A 20,697-nucleotide genomic window follows, 5' to 3' on the forward strand; every position below is an offset into this window, starting at 1 on the left:
TATTTTTTTTATTTTTTTCATTTTGAGTTATTCGGTTGATAATTTTTTTGGAAACCTTGTAAATATTCAGAATATAAGAGCATACCTTAAAGACACTTCGAAGGATAAAGTAGATAAGCTTATGTTGGAGTTGAAAAAGCTAAGAAGTGTTAAAGAAGTTAAATTTTACTCTTCAGCAGAATCCCATAGGTATCTAAAAAATTCATATATGGGTGAGAAATACTTAGAACTACTTCCCCAGGAGTTTTTCCCTTCTTTTATTGAAATAGTTTTAAAAGATAGTTTTCAGGAGTTAAGATATGTAAAGGAGGTTGAGCTTGAACTAAGCAAGTCTGATATTGTAGAGGTCACATCTTTTGGGGAGAAGTGGCTAATAAACTTTTTATCAGTAAAGGTTGGTTTGAAGATCTTTGTTATGGTATTAACATTCCTATTGTCTGTGTCGATAGGTTCAGTTATATATAATACTATCAATCTAAAGTTGTATAAGTTTAAGGATGAAATAAAAATATATAATTTAGTTGGAGCCACCAGAAGCTTTATAGTAACGCCATTTGTTTTTGCTTCAATAATAGAGGTTACACTCTCCTTTTTAGTAGCGTTTATACTCCAGTATATTACATTTTTTTCTATAAAATATTTTTTTCTTGATAAACTGGGGTTAATATTTATTAAAAATCCATCTTTCTTTTTGTTATTAGCTATTTATACCTCTATATTGGTTATCTCTTTTCTTGCATCTATTCTTTCGGTCTTTTCCTTTTTGGATAAGATGGGGGCTATAGGTGAGTAGGATTGTTTTACTGGTTTTACTATTGGTTCCGATATTATCCATATCATCTACCTCTAAAAACATTATCATTGAGTCCAATAACGAGCTTATGATATTAAAAAAAGAACTGGATAAGGAAAAAGATGAGCTAAAAAAGATTGATCAATCAAAAACGTCCTTGGTGATAAAATTAAGAAATATTGAAAAGGAGATCAGATTGAATGAAAATGTTCTCCATGAGATAAACCGTAGGTATAATCTTGTTAAGGAGAGTAGGGCTGAGGTAATAGAAAAGATCGATATTTTGAATAATGATATAAGTAAGCTAATAAAAGAGATAAAAAAGGGAAATATTTATTTTGTTGATAACAGAGGTGTATTAAATCTAAAGCTTCTTATTTTTTCTAACAGCTATCATGAGATGATCAAAAACCTTGAGATATTAGAGAAAGCTAATCTCAATATGAAGCAAAAGGTAAATCAGATTGTAGAAAAAAAACAAGCTATAGATAATCTTAATAAGATATTGGTAGAAAAAGAGAAAGAGCTCGAAGACCTTAAAAAGCTGAAATGGGATGTAATAAAAGAGCTTCAAAATGAAAAGGTATTGTATCAACAAACATTAGCAGTACTGGATGCTGATAAAAGGAACAAGCAGTCATATCTTGATATACTTACTTCAAGGTATGAGGATCTAAATAAGAGATTCCTTGAAGTGGAGAAAGAAAGTAAAAACCAGCCCCAGAAACCAGTAAGTAATGGTTTTGCCAAACTCAAAGGGGGTCTTGATTGGCCTGTAAAAGGGAAAATAGTTGAACACTACGGTGTAAAGTATGTAGAGGCTTTGAAGACAGAAGTCTTTAATAAAGGTATCAAGATTCAAGTGCAGGGTGATGGTTTTGTAAGATCAGTTTATGATGGTGTTGTAAAGTATATCGATTGGATCAAAGGATATGGAAACTTAATAATAATCTCCCATGAAGATAACTACTATACTATATATGCCAACATAGATGATGTGATGGTACAAAATGGTCAGAAGGTGAAAAAAGGGGATAAAATAGGAATAATTGATGTTGACATTCAAGATGTACAGCATTATCTTTATTTTGAGATAAGAAAAAACAATAACGCTTTAAACCCTGAAGAATGGCTTAAGAAGGAGGCAGCATGATAAAAAATAGATTTGGTAAGGTGTTAGTTGTTTTCATAATAGCTACGGCACTTGTTATGACTATTTTTGCCGTTGCTAAAGTAAAATCTGTTTATGCCCAGAAGGGTATAAGTAAGTTTCAGTACCTCGAGATGTTTTCAGATGCTCTTGATATAATAGAGAGAAAGTATGTGGATCAGGTTGATCCCCAAAAGTTGATACAGGGTGCCATAAAAGGGATGTTAAATGAGTTGGATCCCCATTCTAATTTTATGGATAAACAGGCTTTTGACAATTTTAAAACAGAAATAAAAGGTGAATTTGGTGGGTTAGGGATAACTATCGGTATGAGAGATAAAGTGTTGACAATAATTGCTCCCATCGAGGACACTCCAGCTCATCGAGCAGGTTTAAAAGCTGGTGATAAAATAATAAAGATTGATGGTAAGTCTACTGCAAATATTACAATTGATGAAGCTGTTAATAAATTGAGGGGTACACCAGGTACGTCAGTTACGATAACCATATTGAGAGGATCAGATAGCAAACCGTTTGATGTTACTATTGTTAGGGAGGTCATAAAGGTTAAAACTGTGAAGTTTCAGGTTAAAGATGATATAGGGTATCTGAGGCTTACTCAGTTTAATGAGACTGCATCCTCTGAATTATCTAAAGCCCTTGAAAAACTCAAACAAAATAGTGTAAAAGGGATCATTTTAGATCTCAGAAATAACCCCGGTGGGTTGCTTGATGAAGCTGTAAATGTGACTTCTCTCTTTTTACAGCCGGGTAAAACGGTAGTATTTACCAAAGAGCGTAATGAAAAAAATAGCATGTATCTTAAGTCAAGAAATTTGGGGGTATCCGATTATAACACTCCAATGGTGGTACTGATAAATAGTGGAAGTGCTTCTGCTTCTGAGATTGTATCCGGTGCACTTCAGGATCATAAGAGGGCTATAATCATAGGTACAACATCTTTTGGGAAAGCATCCGTTCAAACAACCTTTAATTTGAGTGATGGTTCTGCTATAAAGCTTACCACAGCAAAATATTACACCCCATCTGGTAGATCTATTCAGGGTGTTGGTATCAGTCCTGATATAGAAGTAAAATCTGGCGAAATCGTTTATAGAGAGAACGATATGGAATTAAGGGAGAAAGACTTAGATAAACATATAACAGGTGATGAAGAAAAGAAACAGGATAGTAAAAAGGGTAAAAATAAAGAAAATGATAATATTACTCTCTCTGATCTTGATCGTATAGACTTTGAAAAGGATCTACAGTTGAAATATGCCTATGATTTTCTGAAGGGTATGATAATATATGGCACGAAGACCAAATAGGAGTAATAAAAAACACAATATACCACCTACTTTAATAGTAGGTGGTATATTTTTTTTGCTTGTTTCGATAGTTTTTGTTTTGTTTGTAAATCTAAAGGTCGATGGTATAAAGAAGGATTTGGAAGCTACTAAAAAAAACAAGAGGGATAGTTTACCTAAGGTTGTTGATCTCAATATCGATGAAAAACTTAAGATATTCTTGTTTGATCATGAGATTAGCAAAGAAAGATTAAAGTTAGAAAGATCCCAAAAAGTAGAAGGCGGTTTTTTTCACAGATATAAATTACTCCTTTACGAGAGTGAAAATGAAGCGTTAAAACCGATATTGATAAGCTTTTTAAGATCATCAGGATTTACTTTCCAGGATTACGGAAACAAACTCGTTTTTGAACACACAAATACAATTGTAGAAATAGAGATAGATCTAATTGAAGAAAAAGCTTTTAAAAACCATGTAGCTGATTACGATAGTGAGATAAAAAGAGATAATAGTAAACAGGAAAAAGGGTCAACAGAACATAGGTTTAGAGATAAGCATAGATTTGTTGTGATCCTTGATGATGCCGGTCAGAATATAGAATTAGCAAAAAAAGTAGCAAGTATGAAGTATCCCATAGTGATGTCTATTCTTCCATATTCGAAATTTGACAAAGAGACCGCTGAATTAGCCAGAAATAACAAAAAAGAGTATTTACTTCATCAACCTATGGAACCTAAATCCTATCCTGACACAAACCCTGGAAAAGGTGCTATTTTGCTTAATATGCCAAGATCTGTAATAGAAGCTACAATCAAGGAGAATATAACCAGGCTTGGGGGAGTATCGGGGGTAAACAATCATATGGGTTCGGCTTTTACAGAAAATAGCGAAAAAATGAAAGAAACTCTTGAAATTATTAAAAGTTATACGGATATTTTCGTAGATAGTCATACTACACCTAATACGGTTGCATATGATGTCTGTAAAAGTATCGACGGTCTAAAATGCGGTCAGAGTAAGAGGTTTATCGACAATATGGCAGATTACAACTATATAAAAAACAAGATCTATGAAGCTGTCAGATTTTTGGATAAACAGGATGTGATAGTTATTGGGCATTTGAGAAATATGACTGTTGAGGTACTGGAGAAGGTTTTACCCGAACTTGAAAAAAATGGTGTCCATATATCCACTATTAGTGAGGTAGTCAAATGATTGTTTGTGGCATTGAAACATCCTGCGATGAAACATCTGTAGCCATATACAATTCCCAAAAAAAGATTTTTTTCTCTGTAATATCATCTCAGGCTGATATCCACAACAGGTTTGGGGGTGTTGTACCTGAGATAGCATCCAGAAACCATGCTCTAAATATTTTACCTGTTTTTGAGAAATGTTTGATGAAAGCTGGTTTGGAGGTTCATAATATAGACCTTATAGGTGTTACCAAATCTCCCGGTCTCATTGGGGCTCTTTTTGTTGGGATTTCTTTTGCTAAAGGGCTATCTCTTGGGCTAAATAGACCGTTGATTGGGGTCAATCATCTTTTTGCACATATTTTATCTGCTGAAATAGATAATGATATAACCCCCCCTTATTTGGGTGTTGTTTTATCCGGAGGGCATACGCATATATATGGAGTAGATGAGTGTTACAATGTTAGACTTTATTCCAAAACTTTGGATGATGCTGTTGGGGAAAGTTTTGATAAAATAGCAAAATTTGCTGGGCTACCTTATCCAGGTGGACCTGAAATAGAAAAACTTGCTTTAAAGGGTGATGAAAATAGGGTAAAACTACCTATAGCTCTTAAAAATGAACCTAATTTTAGTTTTAGTGGGTTAAAAACCCATGTGATCAATCTGATTGAGGCAAAAACCTTTAGTTTGGAAGATATTGCGGCTTCATTTCAGAGGGTTGTTTGTGATACTGTAGCACTAAAAGTCAATTATGTACTATCTCTAACCGGTTTAAAAAAGGTAGTTGTCAGTGGTGGGGTGGCTTGTAATAACTATTTAAGAGAGCATTTGCCGTTACTAATAAATGGTAAAGTTTTTTTCCCATCAAAAAGACTATGTACTGATAATGGTGATATGATAGCTTATGCTGCATACAAAATTTTTAGAAAAAGAGATTTTTTAGGGTTTAGGGAAACAGCAAAAGATAATGATGATTTGATGATATGATATGTGTTCTTTTAGACAAGGAACCACTGGTAGGTGCTCCCCTTGCTGGAATTACCAATTTACCTTTTAGAAAAATAGTTAGAAAATATCATAAAGGTTTGATTTTTACCGAAATGATATCGGTGGAAGGGATCAAACGGAACAATAGACAAACGTTGAAGTTAATTGATGTTGCTGATGATGAAAACCCCATCGGTATTCAAATATTTGGTGGTAATCCAGAATCATATCCAAGTGCTATTAGAATAATCGAAGACCACTTCAACTTTTTCTGTTTTGATATAAATATGGGTTGTCCTGTGAAAAAAGTTATAAAAGCAAAGTCAGGAGCATATCTACTTACGGATCTTAAGTTAGCAAAAGAGATTGTCTGTGCTGCAAGGAAGGCTACCCATAAGCCACTTTTAGTAAAAACGAGATTGGGATGGAATCAAGAGAACTATGTTTATAGGGAAATGTTAAAAATATGTGAAGGGGAAGGGGTAGATGCCATAACTATTCACGGCAGAACAAAGTCACAACTCTATTCAGGTACAGTTAACTACGACGCAATAGCGGAGATTAAATCAATTGCTAAGATCCCTATTATAGGTAATGGTGATGTTGTGGATCCAGTATCACTTAAAAAGATGCAAGATACTGGAGTGGATGGTATTATGATAGGACGGGGGATGATGAAATCCCCCTGGATCTTTGAGGCTTTGAAACATAATAAAAACCCTATAGGGTATTTGTCTTCTAAGGAGATTGTGGATATCTTGTTTCTTTTGTTGGAGGAGGAAAAAAGATATAGAGAAAATAGATACTTTTTATCATCTTTTAAAAAGTTTGCTGTTTGGTTTTCTAAAGGATATAAAAACAGTACCTTGTTTAGAGAGAAAATCTATTCCGTGGGGGAAGATGAAAGGGCCATTAGGGATTTGATTATTGAGTTTTATTTGGAATAATGTTCTAAGATTTTTTTTATAAGACTTTTATCACCTGATTCTTTGCTAAGATAAGCAGTTGCTTTGGCAATTATAAATTTTGCTTCTATTTTTATAGGATAGAGATTTTCCTTGTCTAAAAATATAAACCATTCTCCGTCTGGTATCAACAAGCCTTTACCTTTAATAAAAGGGGTCACGGAGGTCTTGATGGTATTATATGATTTATTGTTTATCTCGACCAGTTCATTACCTAATATCTTGTAAGGGATGTTGTATGTTTTGTTTTTATAGAAAAGTTTTAGGGGTTCTAACTTGTTATTTTTCACATTTTTATAAAAAACCATAGACAACATAAAAGGCTCAAAATATTCTGTTTCAACGAACTCTTTTATCTCTTCCTCTTTTTTTTGCCAGGATTTGTCATACTTGATGGTTTTGGATATTATTTTGTTGTGTTGATAAAAGTATTCATTGGTGGCTTTATATGTGCTTTCTTCCTGATCAAATAGGAAATAGATGGGGGCAAATTTTTTTAAATCTGCTATCCCTTTACCTGTATCGTTTATCCTCTTTATAAAGCTGACAAGTTCGGATGATCTAATATAACTATTAAAGTACAATAGTTCATCTTTTTTATCATAAAAGATACATGTTTCACCTATTTTCACAAAAAAAGCTTTTACGTCATAGCATAGTTTTAATTCTTCAGAGAATGTTATATATGGAAAAATTAGTATTAGAAGTATTAATAGAAATCTCATAAAAAAAATATATTTTTTTTCAAAAAAAAAACAATTGAAATTTAATATTTTGGTCGATATCTTATTATAAAAGGGGTAAAGATGATACCAGGTCTATTTTATGCACTTTCTGCAATAAATGCTGGAAATAAAAAGTATGGAATAACAGCTAATAATATATCCAATATAAATTCCATAGGTTTCAAAGCAAAAATTTCACATCTACAAGAGTTTTCAAAGGGTGGAGTGGAACTCTACTCAGTAACTACAGATGATGGTGTTGGTTATTTTATAAACTCTGGTAGGCCTTTGGATTTGGCTATCAATGGTAAAGGGTATTTTAGAGTAAGTGATGGGGATAAATTTACTTACACCCGTACCGGTATTTTTAGTGCAGATAAAAATGGTGACTTGGTGGATGTTTCTGGAAGAAAACTGGGTGTCAATGTGGGTAAGGATTCCAGTAAGATAGAAATAGATAACAAGGGTAATGTGTATGCAGACGGTGAGCTTAAGGGTAAGATTGATCTATATGATCCAAGTGGTATACCTATTCCTGAGTCAAGCTACGAGATTTTATCAGGTTTCTTAGAAGCTTCCAATGTCGATTTGGCAAGGGAGATGGTGGACAGTATAACAAACCTCAGGTATATTCAAGTAAATGTGAAGAGCATCAAGACGATAGATGAGATGGTGGGGAATATAGTAAACATTGTAGGTTAAATAAACAGGTGGGAGGACCCACCCGGGATTATTTATTCCTTAAATGCTTTATTGTGAATACCAGTGCACTGGCTATACCTATAGATGAATAAGTACCAATAACAATGCCTACAACGAGCGTAAAAGCAAAAGGATTTATCACCTCGCCACCGAAAATCATAAGTGATAATACTGTTAAAAATGTTAGAAAAGAGGTGATAATTGTTCTACTCAGTGTTTCATTGATACTTTTATTCATAATATCTTTTATATCTATTTTGGTGTCTACAGAGTTTCTGATCCTTTCCCTTATTCTGTCAAAAACAACAATTGTATCGTTGAGGGAATAACCGATGAGAGCAAGCAAAGCAGCTACTACTGTTAGATTAAACTCTTTGTAGGTTAGGCTTAAAAAACCCAATGTTATAATTACGTCATGTACTAATGCTAAAATGGCACCTATGGCGTAAATAAGCTCAAATCTGATAGCCACATATATTAAAACACCAATATTTGCATATATGAGAGCCATCATTGCTTTGTACTGCAACTCGGAGCCGACCTGTGGGCCCACCTGTTCGATTCTTTCAACGATAAACTTATTGTTGGGTTCTACAATAGCTATCTTAGCCTGTATGTTTTTAGATAACTCCTCTAAAGGGATATTTTGAGTTTTACCTAATCTTATCAAAATTTCGTTGGGATTGCCAAAGTTTTGTACAGATACATCCCCAATCTTTAATTCATTTAATGCTTTTCTCAAGTTATTGATATCTGGGGTTTTGTCATATTTTATTTGGATTACTGTTCCTCCAGAAAAATCGATACCATAGTTTAATCCTTTTGTGGTTATTAGAATGATAGATAGCACTATTAACAATCCTGATATTATAAAGAATAGTTTGGTTTTTCCTAAAAAATCTATTTTTGAATTGTGTTTTATTAATTCTAAAAACTCTGCCATCATCGACTCCTTATACACTTAGCCTTTTGATCTCTTTATTGCCATAAAGGGTCAGAAAAATAGTTTTGGATAGGGTAACAGCTGTGAAGATTGAGGATAAGATACCGATAGTTAACGTAACAGCAAATCCTTTTACTGGACCTGTCCCAAATTGAAACAAAACCAAACCTGCAATAAGGGTAGTTATGTTGGCATCGATGATTGTGGACATGGCTTTTTCAAACCCAGCTTCAAGGGCATTCATTGGTGTTCTACCGATTCTTAGCTCCTCACGGACACGTTCAAAGATCAGAACATTTGCATCGATGGCCATACCCATTGTAAGTATTAACCCTGCAATACCAGGTAATGTCAATGTGGCTTTAAACATCCCCATAGCACCAAGAATCAAGATTGCATTTGTCAAAAGAGCAATGCTTGCTATGAGACCAGAAAACTTATAGTAGATTAACATAAATAAAATAACTGCACCAACTCCAATTATACCAGCTATAATACCTTTATTGATCGAATCTTTACCCAATGATGGCCCTATAGTTCTGTTTTCTAAAATCTTAACAGGTGCGGGCAAACTACCAGCCCTAAGAACAATGGCTAGATCTTTTGCCTCATCAAGGGTGAAATTACCTGAAATTTGGGCTTCACCACCAGCTATCTTTTCCCTGATAACAGGGGCGGAATAAACATTGTCATCAAGTACTATAGCCATCCTTTTGTTCACATTTTCCGCGGTAATTTCTTCGAAAAGCTTGCTGCCTGCCGGGTCAAATTTTAGAGATACATAGGGTTCGTTAAATTGGGAGGATATTCTTACCTCTGCTTCTACAAGATAGTCACCTGTCAAGACAGCATCTTTTTTCAGAACGTAAGGTATAGTGGAGGTAACCTGTCCTGTGACTTTGTCTATTTTTTTGCTGTAAAGAACTATAGAATCTGCAGGTATATTACCAGACTTTATTGTCTCTTCATTGTTGGCAGCTTCATCCACAAGATAAAATTTGAGTTGTGCTGTCTTTCCTATGAGATTTACAGCTCTTTCTGGATCTGTTATGCCTGCAAGTTGCACTAAGATATGATCCGTTCCCTGTCTTTGTATAATTGGCTCGTTTACCCCAAACTGATCAACTCTGTTTCTTATTACCTGGACGGCCTGTTCTACGGCGTAATTTTTAATTCTCTTGGTTTCATCCGGATCAAGTGATAGTTCTATGATCTTTTCATCGGTTGTCAAACCGCTTTCTTTGAGGATCGGATAGTTTTTATTTAATAGTTCGATGATCTTCTTTCTTTCATTGGCATCAGGTATACCTATTGTTATTTTGTTATTTTCATTTTTTTGGACAAATGAAAAGTTTATCTTGGAATTTCTTAACTCCTTTCTTATCTGAGTTGTCAACGTGTCGATTTTAGCTTGGACTGCTTTATCTGTCTCTACCCCCAATACTAAGTGCATACCACCCTTAAGATCAAGACCTAATTTTATCCTTTTATCCAATGGAAACATAAAAAATAAAGCCACCGCAAAGACTATTGCGATGGTTATCCATCTTAACTTAAGTTGCATCGGTTATTTAACCTCCGTTTGACTTGTTGGATTCACTTTGGCAGCGATAGCATTTTTAGTCATTTTGACTATAACACCTTTAGCTATCTCCACATCAAACGTATTCTGATCCAATACCCTATCTATACGGCCGTAAATACCTGCTGAAGTAATGACTTCGTCACCTGCTTTTAAAGATTCTATCATTTTCATGTGCTCTTTTTGCCTTTTTTGCTGGGGTCTAATCAATAAAAAATAGAATACACCGAAAATCAAAATTAAAGGTATAAGGCCCGTTAAAGGGTTACCCCCTTGAGCTCCATTTGATGCATAAGCTAATGATTCAAACATTGTTTCCTCCTTGTTTTAGTTTATTTAACATCTCTTCTTTAAATTTTTTATAATTGCCAGAGATTATAGCATTTCTCGCAGATTTTACAAGAGAAATGTAGAAATGTAGATTATGAATGGTGTTAAGTCTCATAGAAAGTATTTCTCCTGCTTTGTAGAGATGTCTTAAATAACCTCTTGAGAAATTTTTACAGGTGTAGCAGTCGCAGTTTTTATCTATAGGATCTTCTGATTTAGCTAAATCGGCTCTTTTTATTGAAAGCCTCCCTTCTGAAGTGAAAAGTAAGGCGTTTCTTGCATTTCTTGTGGGCATAACGCAGTCGAACATATCTATGCCGTATTCAATACAGTTAAGAATATCTTCAGGGGTTCCTACTCCCATAAGATATCTTGGTTTATTTTCTGGTAATAGTTGTGCTGTGAACTCTGCTGTTTCATACATCAGAGGTATCTCTTCACCTACACTCAATCCACCTATGGCATAACCTGGAAGATCTAAGTTTATTAATTGGTCAACACTAAGTTTCCTTAAATCTTTAAACACACCCCCCTGAACAATTCCAAACAGGGACTGATGTGGATTTAGTGGATATTTTTTACATCTTTCAGCCCATCTTGTTGTTCTTTCTAAAGCTTTTAATACATACTCTTTTTCAGATGGGTAAGGAGCGCATTCATCAAAAGCCATTACAATGTCAGAGCTCAATTTCTTTTGTATTTCCATGGAGATCTCGGGGGAAAAGAAATGTTTGCTTCCATCAATATGTGATTTAAATTCGACTCCATCGTCACTAATCCTATTCAGATCGGCTAAACTAAAAACCTGAAAACCTCCACTGTCTGTTAGAATACTTTTTTGCCAGTTCATAAACCTGTGTAAACCACCAAAGTGTTCCACAATGTCTTCCCCAGGTCTTAGATGTAGATGATATGTGTTACCTAAGATGATGGTTGCACCTATATCATAAAGTTCTTCCGGGGTGAGGGTTTTTACAGATCCAACAGTGCCCACTGGCATAAAGATCGGTGTTTGTATTATACCTTTTGAAGTTTTTATGGTTGTTGCTCTTGCAGCAGATGTGGTATCTTTGGCATCTATCTTAAACTCTAAAATATCAACCTCCTATAATATAAGCATTGCATCTCCATAACTAAAAAATCTCAATCTGTTTTTTATCGCATAGTTATAGACTTCTTTCATGTAATCTATTCCTGCAAAAGCACATACAAGCATAAATAGCGTTGATTTTGGTAAATGAAAATTTGTTATAAGATGATCAACAATTTTAAACTGATAACCAGGTTTTATAAATATATCTGTCACTTGTTCACCATATCTTGTCAATAAACCATCTTCTGACGAAGATTCCAGAGATCTAAGGGATGTTGTCCCAACGGCAATCAACGTGTAACCCTTTAACTTTAGATCATTTATCTGATCGAATGATGACTTGGGTATGTAGTATCGTTCTTGGTGCATTTTGTGATCGTTGATATTTTCGGTTTTTATAGGTTTAAATGTACCTATGCCTACGTTTAATGTTATTTCTATTAATGGATGATCCTTTCCTATGCTTTGAAGTAACTCCTCGCTGAAATGTAGCCCTGCTGTGGGGGCAGCTACTGAACCAGGTTTAGATGCATATACCGTTTGATACCTATGTTCATCCAGTTGTTCATCGTTTCTTTTTATATAAGGTGGCAAAGGGATATGACCGTATCTTTCTAATAGCTCCAGAGGGTCTGTACCTAAGACTTCTACTATCTTTATGCCATCTCCATCTTCTGAATGAATTTTGACTCCTATATGATTATCAAATTTTAATAAATCTCCTTTCTTTAAATTACCTTTTGTTAAAGCTTTAAATCTATTTTTCTCGATTTGTTCTAAAAAAAACAGCTCCACCTTGCCACCGGTATCTTTTCTGGTTAAAAGTCTACTTTTTATCACTTTTGTATTGTTTAAAACCAAGAAGCTCTTTTTAGGCAGATAGTCTTTTATATGTTTAAACTCTGTGATGAAATATTTTTTGGTATTTCTATCTACTACTAAAAGTCTTGAGTCTTCTCTTTTTTCAAGTGGGTATTGGGCTATGAGTTCCTCTGGTAGATCAAAATCGAAATCAGAAAGCTTATATGACATTTAGCTTAACTGCCTCTTAATAAAGTTTTTTACTTCCGCAATGGAGTTAGGCAGTCTTGAGTACCTTTTTTCTTTTGTCTTTATAGCCTTTATTCTATCTGGTTCTTCTGGTTTTTTACCAATAGCTTTTATAATAGCATCTTCAAACTTGGCTGGATGAGCTGTAGCCAGTGTGATGAAATAGCTTGATCCATCATCAATCTTTTTAACAGCGTTTACGCCACAAGCTGTATGGGGATCTAAGATATAACCATGGGTATTGTAAAATGATTTTATTGTGTTTAGGGTTTCATCGTTGGTTGTGGATATGGAAATGAATGTTTCTTGGATTTTGGTAAGTTCCTCTTTGGAAAAGGTTAGCTTATGATTTTCTTGAAATTCAAACATCTTTTTTGTAAGGATTTCTGAGTTTTCATTGTAAAGGAAATAAAGGTACCTTTCTAGATTACTTGCCACTTGAATATCCATAGATGGGCTGTAGGTTTGGACTACTTCACTGACACTATAATCACCATTTTGTATAAACCTGGTTAGTATATTGTTTTCGTTAGTAGCTAATATCAGTTTTTTTATAGGCAATCCCATCTTCCAAGCAATAAAACCAGCAAATATATTACCAAAGTTACCTGTGGGTACTGAAAAATATACCTTTGGAAATTCTTCTAAGTTTTCTGTAGCTCTAAAATAGGTGAAAAAATAGTATACGACCTGAGCTAAGACCCTTGACCAGTTTATCGAATTTATTGCACCTAAAGAATATCTTTTTTTAAAATCAAGGTCATTAAAAATCGATTTGACGATATGTTGACAATCATCGAATGTTCCATCTATGGCTAGGTTAAATACATTTGGATCTGTTACTGTTGTCATTTGTAGTTCTTGGACGGGGCTAACTTTTCCGAAAGGGTGAAGGATGAATATGTTTATATCTTTTTTCCCTTTAAAACCATAAATTGCAGCGCTACCGGTATCTCCACTGGTGGCACCTAAAATATTTATATTTTTCTGCTGTTTATTTAAAACATGTTCAAAAAGATTACCTAAGAATTGCAATGCTATATCCTTAAAAGCGTAAGTGGGGCCATGAAAAATCTCACCTATAAAAAGATTGTTCCCAAACTTTTTTACTGGTATAACTTCATCTGTATCAAAAGTGGAGTAACTTTTTTCTATTATGTTTTTTAGCTCCTCTGCTGGGATATCATCTACAAATTTTGAAATTATGTTAAAAGCAAGCTCTTTATAGGGGAGATTTTTTAATACTGGTAATGCTTCTGAAATATCTGGGATATGTTCAGGTATTATAAGCCCACCATCATCAGCCAAACCCATAAGAACGGTATCACAAAATGAAATACTTTTTACCTTTCCCCTTGTACTTTTGTATCTCATCGTTTCACCTCAAAAAATTTAAAAGGAAAAGGGGAGCCCCCCTTTCTCATGAGACTATTTCTATGTCAGCAAAAAAGTATCTTGTTTCTTGGGCAGCAGTTTCTGGGGCATCAGAGCCATGAACTGCATTGTTATCAATATTTTTACCAAACTCTTTTCTGATTGTTCCTTCTTCAGCGTTAGCTGGGTTTGTTGCTCCCATAAGTTTTCGCCAGTCTGCTATGGCGTTTTCTTTTTCAAGAATCATAACAATGGATGGTCCACTACTCATAAATGTTGTGAGGGCATTAAAAAAAGGTTTGTCCTTATGGACGGCATAGAAACCTTCAGCCATCTTTTTGGTCATCCACAATTTTTTCATTGCTACAATCTTAAAGCCTTCTTTCTCAATGCGATCGATAATTTTTCCAGAATTACCCGCAGCGACAGCATCAGGTTTAATGATAGCAAATGTTCTTTCCATTGATCTATTCCTCCTAGTTTATAATTTTATCCATTATAATGGCTAAAAAAGTAATAGGTTCTGCTGATTTGTTTTCTATGGAGTGGAATTCTCCAAAATTAGTAATTAACATATCCCCGGGTTTTAAAATATCGATATTTCCGTTATCATTTACTACTCCAGTGCCATCTAACATAAGATAGATCTCCATATCATTTACATGTTGATGGTAACCTACAGATGAGTCAGGCTGAAGATTTACTACAGAAAACATTTTGATTTTACCTTTAATACCATGTACCCCTTCATACCCGAAATTGACAAGACTTCCTTGACCCTCTCGTGGTTTTTCGATTATCTTTCCTTCTAAATTTTCACCTCTTATTATCATGAGCGTTTTCTCCTATCTGTAATTAGTAAATTGTATTTCTATGCCAAAATCTTTTGACTTTATTAGCTTTATTACTTCTTGAAGATCGTCAATCTTTTTACCTTTTACCCTTACTTTATCGTCGTTTATTGAAGCAGTCACTTTTATTTTGGAGTCTTTTATTGTTTTTACAATCTCCTTTGCTTTATCTTGGGGGATGCCCTGTTGAAAGGTTATTTTCTGCCTGACTGTATTACCAGATGCTTTTTCTATGTTGCCAAAGATAAGGGCTTTTACAGATACATTCCTTTTTACAAGTTTTGAAATAAGTATTTCGTGTACACTTTTTAGTTTTCCTTCGTTATCGGAGATGATAGTGATCTCCTTTTCACCTTTGTTGAAATCTATTTTACTGGCAGAACCCTTAAAGTCAAACCTTTGCTCGATCTCTTTGTTGGCTTGATTAACAGCATTTGATACCTCTTGAAAATCTATTTCACAACCGATGTCGAAGGAATGCTCTTCAGCCATACTTACCTCCTTTTTAACATCACAAATAGAAAATATGACATATTCTAAACTTAAAATCAAGAAAAATCTTGAAAAAAAATATTTTATGATTATAATATCACACCCAAAATTTGTGGAGGTTTTAATGGCTGGACATAGTAAATGGGCAAATATAAAACATAGAAAAGCTGCTCAAGATGCAAAAAAGGGGAAGATTTTTACAAAAATAGCCAAAGAACTTACGGTGGCTACTAAAATAGGACAAAGTGCAGACCCAGAGTTCAACCCAAGGTTGAGGCTTGCTCTTGATAAGGCTAAAGCCGCTAATATGCCAAAAGAGAATGTGGAAAGGGCTATTAAAAAGGGTTTAGGAGAAGGTGATGGTGCAAACTATGAGGATGTAATGTATGAGGGTTACGGACCTGGTGGTGTAGCAATACTTGTTCAGGCGTTAACCGATAACAAGAATAGAACAGTTGCAGAAGTTAGGTCAACTTTTACAAAAAGGGGAGGTAGTTTGGGGGAAGCAGGTTGTGTTGCGTGGATGTTTGATAAAAAAGGGGTAATAAATATTCCAAAAGATGCAGTAGATGAGGATACAATAATGATGCTTGCTATAGATTCTGGGGCAGAAGATGTGGTTGGGGACGAAGAAAGTTACGAAGTAATCACCGATCCATCCAACTATGAAAATGTAAAAAAGGCTATTGAGTCTAACAATATAAAAATAGAGTATGCGGAAATCACAATGAGACCAAAAAATACCATAGAGCTGTCAGGTGAAGAAGCTCAAAAAACAATGGCTCTGCTTGAAGCCCTCGAAGACTTAGACGATGTGCAGGAAGTGTATTCTAATTTTGATATGGTAGAGTAATTTGATCATATTTGGAATAGATCCGGGTTTAAACAAAACAGGGGTTGGTATACTGCAGCTTGAAGGGAAAAACTTGGGTTATATAAAACACGATGTAATCAAGACTGATCCTAAACAATCATTGGTGAAAAGGTTACAAAGTATTGTTGATGGTGTGCATTCACTGGTAACAGAGTACAGGCCAGCTTACGCTGCTGTAGAAGATATATTTTATTCTGTTAATATTAAGAGTGCAATCCTTTTGGGTGAGACAAGGGGTGCTATAATATCTACGCTATTATCCAATAAGGTGGATCTCTTTGAGTTTAGTGCTTTACAGATAAAAAAAGCTGTTGTTGGTTATGGAAAGGCAGATAAGGAACAGGTTAGAAAGATGGTGGAGATTCTACTAAAGATTGATCTTTCTGGGGTTGCATCTGATGCCAGTGATGCTCTGGCTTGTGCTATCTGTTTGGCTTTTCAGTTAACCTGTTATGAAAAAGGTATCGTTTATGATTGCAAGATTAAAAGGTAAATTGGTTGAAAAATATCCAGATAGAATTATCTTGGATGTAAACAACATTTATTTTGAGATTTTTATAACCTTAAAGTGTTATTCAGGTTTGCCAGAGGTAAATTATGAGGTGACCATCCCCACCCAAACTGTTGTCAGGGAAGATGGTATTACGATATATGGTTTTTTAAACGAGGAGGAAAAAAAGCTTTTTGGATTGCTAAATACTGTATCGAAGATTGGACCTAAAATAGCTCTTTCTATTCTCTCTTCCATTGATGTTGATGTCCTTAAAAGAGCTATTAAAGAGAGAGATATAGGTTCGATTGCCATTTCCCCTGGTGTTGGTAAAAAAACTGCAGAGAGGATTATATTGGAGCTTAGGGATAAAGTTGATGAGGTCGAGGTTTTTTCATCAGATTTATTGGATAACGATTCGGATTTGGTAAGCGCTTTGATAAATTTTGGTTATAAGCGAGGGGATGCTCTGGCTGTAATTAAAAAGATAGATCCATCATATAAAACGTTACAGGATCGTTTAAGGGAAGCCTTGAGGCTATTGAATCAGTAATTGGTTACAATTGATCTTTGTATGAATCATAAATTTTTGTCACAAAATACTTGTAAAATAGTCTAAATATGTTATAGTATCAAATTCGGAGGTGTGTAATGGCATTAGAAAAAGCATTGAAGCAAGAACTTATCGAAAAGTTCAAAACGAAGGAGAATGATACAGGTTCTCCAGAAGTCCAGGTTGCCCTTTTAACTGAAAGGATAAACCAGCTTACAGAACATTTTAAGACCCATGTAAAGGATCATCATTCAAGAAAAGGGCTCTTAATGTTGGTAAGTAAAAGAAGAAAACTGCTTGATTATCTAAAAAGAAAAGATTTCAATAGATATCAGCAGTTGATCGAAAGACTTGGTATAAGGAAGTAATGATGGAAAAAGATATTAAGTCTTTTGAAATAAGGCTTGGCAGTGATGCCGAGCCTATAATTTTAGAAACCGGTTGGAAGGCAAAGCAGACAAACGGAAGTATATGGGCAAAACAAGGGGATACTGTTGTTCTTGTCACTGCTGTGATGAGTAAGAATGTTCCTGATGATATCGATTTTTTCCCACTTACAGTTAATTATATTGAAAAGTTTTATGCTGTTGGTAAGATTCCCGGAGGGTTTATTAAAAGAGAAGGGAAACCATCTGACAAAGAGACCCTTATATCAAGGCTCATCGATAGACCATTGAGACCTATTTTTCCAGATGGATTTAGAAATGAAGTTCAGATTGTGGTAACAGTTGTATCAAGTGATCAAAAGAACTCTCCAGATATTCTGTCCATAAATGCTGCCAGCGCAGCCCTCATGATTTCTGATATCCCCTTTAATGGTCCTGTTGGTGCTGTGAGGGTTGGCAAGTTAAACGGTGAGTATATTATAAACCCAGATGCAGATCTATTTGATCAGCTTACTATGAATATAGTTTTAGCTGGTACTGAAGATGCCATTGTAATGGTTGAAGCTGGGATGAAAAATGTATCTGAGGAAGAGGTTGTGGAAGCCTTTGAAAGAGGGCACGAAGCTATTAAAGAGATTGTAAGAGTACAAAAGGGTATGCGGGAGCAGATTGGATTACCAAAGGCTGAGTTCAAAGATTTTTCTGTTCCTACAGATATTCTTGAAAAGGTGTATGCTGACTGTAAACAGGCTCTTTTTGATGCTGTGATGACTAAAGGTAAAAAAGAGAAATATGAGGCGATAGATAGGGTAAAAAATGAATACCTCGAAAAACTTAAGGACGAATTGGGTGACCAGTTTGAGGAAAACAAGACACTATTTTCTGAAGCATATCATGAAGTGGAAAAGAAGATATTTAGAGAGATCACTCTTGAAAATAAGATTAGGGTAGATGGCAGAGCGTATGATGAAATCAGACCTATAGATATAGAGGTGGGGCTTCTTCCCAGGGCTCATGGGTCTGCACTTTTTACAAGAGGTGAGACACAGGCTCTTGTCTCTGCAACTTTGGGTACAAAGATGGATAGCCAGATGGTGGATGATATCGAAGGTAACTCTTCTAAGAGATTTATGCTGCATTACAATTTTCCACCTTTTTCTGTAGGTGAAGTTGGTAGAATGGGTGCTCCAGGTAGAAGGGAAGTGGGGCATGGTGCTTTGGCTGAAAGGGCTCTTTCTTATGTTATCCCCGATGAATCTGATTTTCCCTATACAATAAGAGTAGTGTCTGAAATATTGGAGTCAAACGGTTCTTCTTCTATGGCATCTGTATGTGGTGGATCCTTAGCTCTTATGGATGCTGGTGTGCCTATCAAGGATATAGTGGCTGGTATTGCTATGGGATTAATCTATGAAAAGGGTAGATATGCGATATTAAGTGATATTATGGGGATTGAAGACCATCTCGGTGATATGGATTTTAAAGTGGCTGGTACAAAAGATGGCATCACTGCTCTTCAGATGGATATAAAGATAGAAGGTTTAAAAATGGATCTGGTGAGGGAGGCCCTTGCTGCAGCAAAAGTTGGTAGATTATATATATTGGAGAAAATGAAAGCTGTTTTATCTGCTCCAAGAAGTGATCTTTCACCTTATGCACCCCGCTTTGTTACGATGAATGTTGATCCTGAAAAGGTTGGGCTTATAATTGGCCCGGCTGGTAAAAATATAAAAGCGATTATTGAGGAAACTGGTGTTTCCATTGATATCCTTGATGGTGGTGTTGTCAATATATTTGCAAGCTCTAAGGATGCTATCGATAGTGCAATAGGTATGATAGAGGCCATCATAGGAGACCTTACCATTGATAAAACCTACAAAGGTAAAGTGAAAAAGATTATGGATTATGGTGCCTTTGTTGAGATAGCTCCGGGATTAGAAGCTCTTTTACATGTTTCCCAGTACAGTCATGAAAAGATAGACGATATTTCAAAATACCTAAAGGTAGGAGATATTGTTCAAGTTAAATACATGGGGAAAGATGAAAGAGGACGCCACAAAATATCGAGAAAAGCAATTTTAGAAAAGATACAGCACACTGATTAAAAATGATTATATAAATCACAGGTGGATAATATTTCCACTTGTGTTTTTATATTCTTCTTGACTTATTTTAAAATAAAATTTAAGCTATTTCATGCTGGAGAAAGTTAACACCCTTTCAGGTCTAATTAAATATCCTAACCCAGATTCTGAGCAACTTATTTTATTAGACATTTTAGGTTATACTGTGAATATAATGGATAAAGACTTAAATATTTTATACTGTAATTGGAAGGATCTTGATTTTATACCTATAGGAAGACGTCTTTTGGGGGAAAAGTGTTATAGGGTTATTAGGGGACGTGATACAATTTGTGAAGATTGTTTTGTTAGTAAATATCATAGGTATCAGTCTATTATAAAATTTATTAAGAAGAGTCCAGTTGATGGAAAGTACAGGGAGTTTAATATTTTAATAATAAGGGATAGGGAAGATATTTTGGGTTATATTCAGCTTATAAAAGTTTGTACAGAATTTATAGAATATCAAAAATTAAATTTGAAGCCAATTTCCATCTGCTCCAAATGCAAAAAAATAAGGGATAATGAGAATTGGATGTATTTTGAAAATTATTTTCAAAAAGTAGGTATCATGTTTAGCCACGGGATCTGTTCAGATTGTTTTAAGGATTTATATCCTCAATATGTTGATAAGATTAAGAGATAATATTTAAAAATTTGTAAACTTTATTTGACATATCACAAATACCTTTTACAATTAAATTAGAGGAGATAATTTTATAGC

At 34.8% G+C, this 20,697-nt stretch carries 23 protein-coding genes; 13 read left to right on the forward strand and 10 right to left on the reverse strand.

Going from position 1 to position 20,697, the window contains the following annotated elements; genetic code table 11:
• Positions 1 to 22 precede the first annotated feature (22 nt).
• Genes N3C60_01290 through N3C60_01315 form a run of 6 tightly spaced genes read left to right on the forward strand, consistent with a single transcriptional unit; the run spans position 23 to position 6,387 of the window.
• Positions 23 to 793, forward strand: a complete 771-nt coding sequence (locus tag N3C60_01290; GenBank protein MCX8083543.1) for a permease-like cell division protein FtsX — start codon at positions 23 to 25, stop codon at positions 791 to 793.
• On the forward strand, positions 786 to 1,946 hold the full coding sequence (locus N3C60_01295; protein ID MCX8083544.1) for a peptidoglycan DD-metalloendopeptidase family protein: 1,161 nt from the start codon (positions 786 to 788) through the stop codon (positions 1,944 to 1,946). The genes N3C60_01290 and N3C60_01295 overlap by 8 nt, the downstream gene beginning before the upstream one ends.
• Positions 1,943 to 3,274: a S41 family peptidase gene (locus N3C60_01300; protein ID MCX8083545.1), complete on the forward strand. Its 1,332-nt coding sequence runs from the start codon at positions 1,943 to 1,945 to the stop codon at positions 3,272 to 3,274. Before N3C60_01295 ends, N3C60_01300 begins: the two co-directional genes overlap by 4 nt.
• On the forward strand, positions 3,255 to 4,469 hold the full coding sequence (locus tag N3C60_01305; GenBank protein MCX8083546.1) for a divergent polysaccharide deacetylase family protein: 1,215 nt from the start codon (positions 3,255 to 3,257) through the stop codon (positions 4,467 to 4,469). Before N3C60_01300 ends, N3C60_01305 begins: the two co-directional genes overlap by 20 nt.
• Positions 4,466 to 5,440 (forward strand): tRNA (adenosine(37)-N6)-threonylcarbamoyltransferase complex transferase subunit TsaD, encoded by a 975-nt coding sequence (gene tsaD, locus N3C60_01310; GenBank protein MCX8083547.1) that lies wholly within the window; start codon positions 4,466 to 4,468, stop codon positions 5,438 to 5,440. Before N3C60_01305 ends, tsaD begins: the two co-directional genes overlap by 4 nt.
• Positions 5,437 to 6,387, forward strand: a complete 951-nt coding sequence (locus N3C60_01315) for a tRNA-dihydrouridine synthase family protein (protein ID MCX8083548.1) — start codon at positions 5,437 to 5,439, stop codon at positions 6,385 to 6,387. Before tsaD ends, N3C60_01315 begins: the two co-directional genes overlap by 4 nt.
• On the opposite strand, the gene N3C60_01320 is transcribed toward N3C60_01315, so the two are convergent.
• A complete protein-coding gene (locus N3C60_01320; GenBank protein MCX8083549.1) occupies positions 6,375 to 7,130 on the reverse strand; it encodes a DUF3108 domain-containing protein in 756 nt (251 codons plus the stop codon). The genes N3C60_01315 and N3C60_01320 overlap by 13 nt on opposite strands.
• Before the next feature lie 81 nt (positions 7,131 to 7,211).
• Between N3C60_01320 and N3C60_01325 the strand changes: the two genes are divergently transcribed.
• Positions 7,212 to 7,832, forward strand: coding sequence for a flagellar hook basal-body protein (locus tag N3C60_01325; protein ID MCX8083550.1), 621 nt, complete (start codon positions 7,212 to 7,214; stop codon positions 7,830 to 7,832).
• Between the two features lie 28 nt (positions 7,833 to 7,860).
• Here N3C60_01325 and secF read toward each other — a convergent pair whose 3' ends face one another.
• The 9 genes from secF to N3C60_01370 are packed head-to-tail and all read right to left on the reverse strand — an operon-like array spanning position 7,861 to position 15,547.
• On the reverse strand, positions 7,861 to 8,775 hold the full coding sequence (secF, locus tag N3C60_01330) for a protein translocase subunit SecF (protein MCX8083551.1): 915 nt from the start codon (positions 8,773 to 8,775) through the stop codon (positions 7,861 to 7,863).
• 10 nt (positions 8,776 to 8,785) lie between these two features.
• Complete coding sequence (gene secD / locus N3C60_01335; protein MCX8083552.1) at positions 8,786 to 10,339, reverse strand: protein translocase subunit SecD; 1,554 nt, start codon at positions 10,337 to 10,339, stop codon at positions 8,786 to 8,788.
• Positions 10,340 to 10,342: 3 nt separating this feature from the next.
• Positions 10,343 to 10,669, reverse strand: a complete 327-nt coding sequence (gene yajC / locus N3C60_01340; protein ID MCX8083553.1) for a preprotein translocase subunit YajC — start codon at positions 10,667 to 10,669, stop codon at positions 10,343 to 10,345.
• Positions 10,662 to 11,783, reverse strand: a complete 1,122-nt coding sequence (gene tgt / locus N3C60_01345; protein MCX8083554.1) for a tRNA guanosine(34) transglycosylase Tgt — start codon at positions 11,781 to 11,783, stop codon at positions 10,662 to 10,664. Before tgt ends, yajC begins: the two co-directional genes overlap by 8 nt.
• 9 nt (positions 11,784 to 11,792) lie before the next feature.
• Positions 11,793 to 12,812 carry a tRNA preQ1(34) S-adenosylmethionine ribosyltransferase-isomerase QueA gene (gene queA / locus N3C60_01350; GenBank protein ID MCX8083555.1) on the reverse strand — a complete coding sequence of 340 codons (1,020 nt, stop codon included), beginning with the start codon at positions 12,810 to 12,812 and terminating at the stop codon, positions 11,793 to 11,795.
• Positions 12,813 to 14,204: a threonine synthase gene (gene thrC / locus N3C60_01355; protein MCX8083556.1), complete on the reverse strand. Its 1,392-nt coding sequence runs from the start codon at positions 14,202 to 14,204 to the stop codon at positions 12,813 to 12,815.
• A gap of 46 nt (positions 14,205 to 14,250) precedes the next feature.
• Positions 14,251 to 14,667, reverse strand: a complete 417-nt coding sequence (gene ndk / locus N3C60_01360; GenBank protein MCX8083557.1) for a nucleoside-diphosphate kinase — start codon at positions 14,665 to 14,667, stop codon at positions 14,251 to 14,253.
• A 13-nt stretch (positions 14,668 to 14,680) separates the two neighbouring features.
• Positions 14,681 to 15,037, reverse strand: coding sequence for a cupin domain-containing protein (locus N3C60_01365; GenBank protein ID MCX8083558.1), 357 nt, complete (start codon positions 15,035 to 15,037; stop codon positions 14,681 to 14,683).
• A 12-nt stretch (positions 15,038 to 15,049) separates the two neighbouring features.
• A complete protein-coding gene (locus tag N3C60_01370) occupies positions 15,050 to 15,547 on the reverse strand; it encodes a YajQ family cyclic di-GMP-binding protein (GenBank protein MCX8083559.1) in 498 nt (165 codons plus the stop codon).
• Between the two features lie 124 nt (positions 15,548 to 15,671).
• Between N3C60_01370 and N3C60_01375 the strand changes: the two genes are divergently transcribed.
• The 6 genes from N3C60_01375 (at position 15,672) to N3C60_01400 (ending at position 20,619) form a co-directional block, all read left to right on the forward strand.
• On the forward strand, positions 15,672 to 16,400 hold the full coding sequence (locus tag N3C60_01375; GenBank protein MCX8083560.1) for a YebC/PmpR family DNA-binding transcriptional regulator: 729 nt from the start codon (positions 15,672 to 15,674) through the stop codon (positions 16,398 to 16,400).
• Between the two features lies 1 nt (position 16,401).
• A complete protein-coding gene (gene ruvC / locus N3C60_01380; protein ID MCX8083561.1) occupies positions 16,402 to 16,914 on the forward strand; it encodes a crossover junction endodeoxyribonuclease RuvC in 513 nt (170 codons plus the stop codon).
• Positions 16,874 to 17,464: a Holliday junction branch migration protein RuvA gene (ruvA, locus tag N3C60_01385; protein ID MCX8083562.1), complete on the forward strand. Its 591-nt coding sequence runs from the start codon at positions 16,874 to 16,876 to the stop codon at positions 17,462 to 17,464. Before ruvC ends, ruvA begins: the two co-directional genes overlap by 41 nt.
• 98 nt (positions 17,465 to 17,562) lie before the next feature.
• Complete coding sequence (gene rpsO / locus N3C60_01390; protein MCX8083563.1) at positions 17,563 to 17,832, forward strand: 30S ribosomal protein S15; 270 nt, start codon at positions 17,563 to 17,565, stop codon at positions 17,830 to 17,832.
• Between the two features lie 2 nt (positions 17,833 to 17,834).
• Positions 17,835 to 19,955, forward strand: a complete 2,121-nt coding sequence (gene pnp / locus N3C60_01395) for a polyribonucleotide nucleotidyltransferase (GenBank protein MCX8083564.1) — start codon at positions 17,835 to 17,837, stop codon at positions 19,953 to 19,955.
• Between the two features lie 91 nt (positions 19,956 to 20,046).
• Entirely contained in the window at positions 20,047 to 20,619 is a 573-nt protein-coding gene (locus N3C60_01400) for a hypothetical protein (protein ID MCX8083565.1), read from the forward strand.
• Positions 20,620 to 20,697 lie beyond the last annotated feature (78 nt).

Origin of the sequence: Calditerrivibrio sp. (assembly GCA_026415135.1) — a bacterium.
Taxonomy (GTDB): domain Bacteria; phylum Chrysiogenota; class Deferribacteres; order Deferribacterales; family Calditerrivibrionaceae; genus Calditerrivibrio.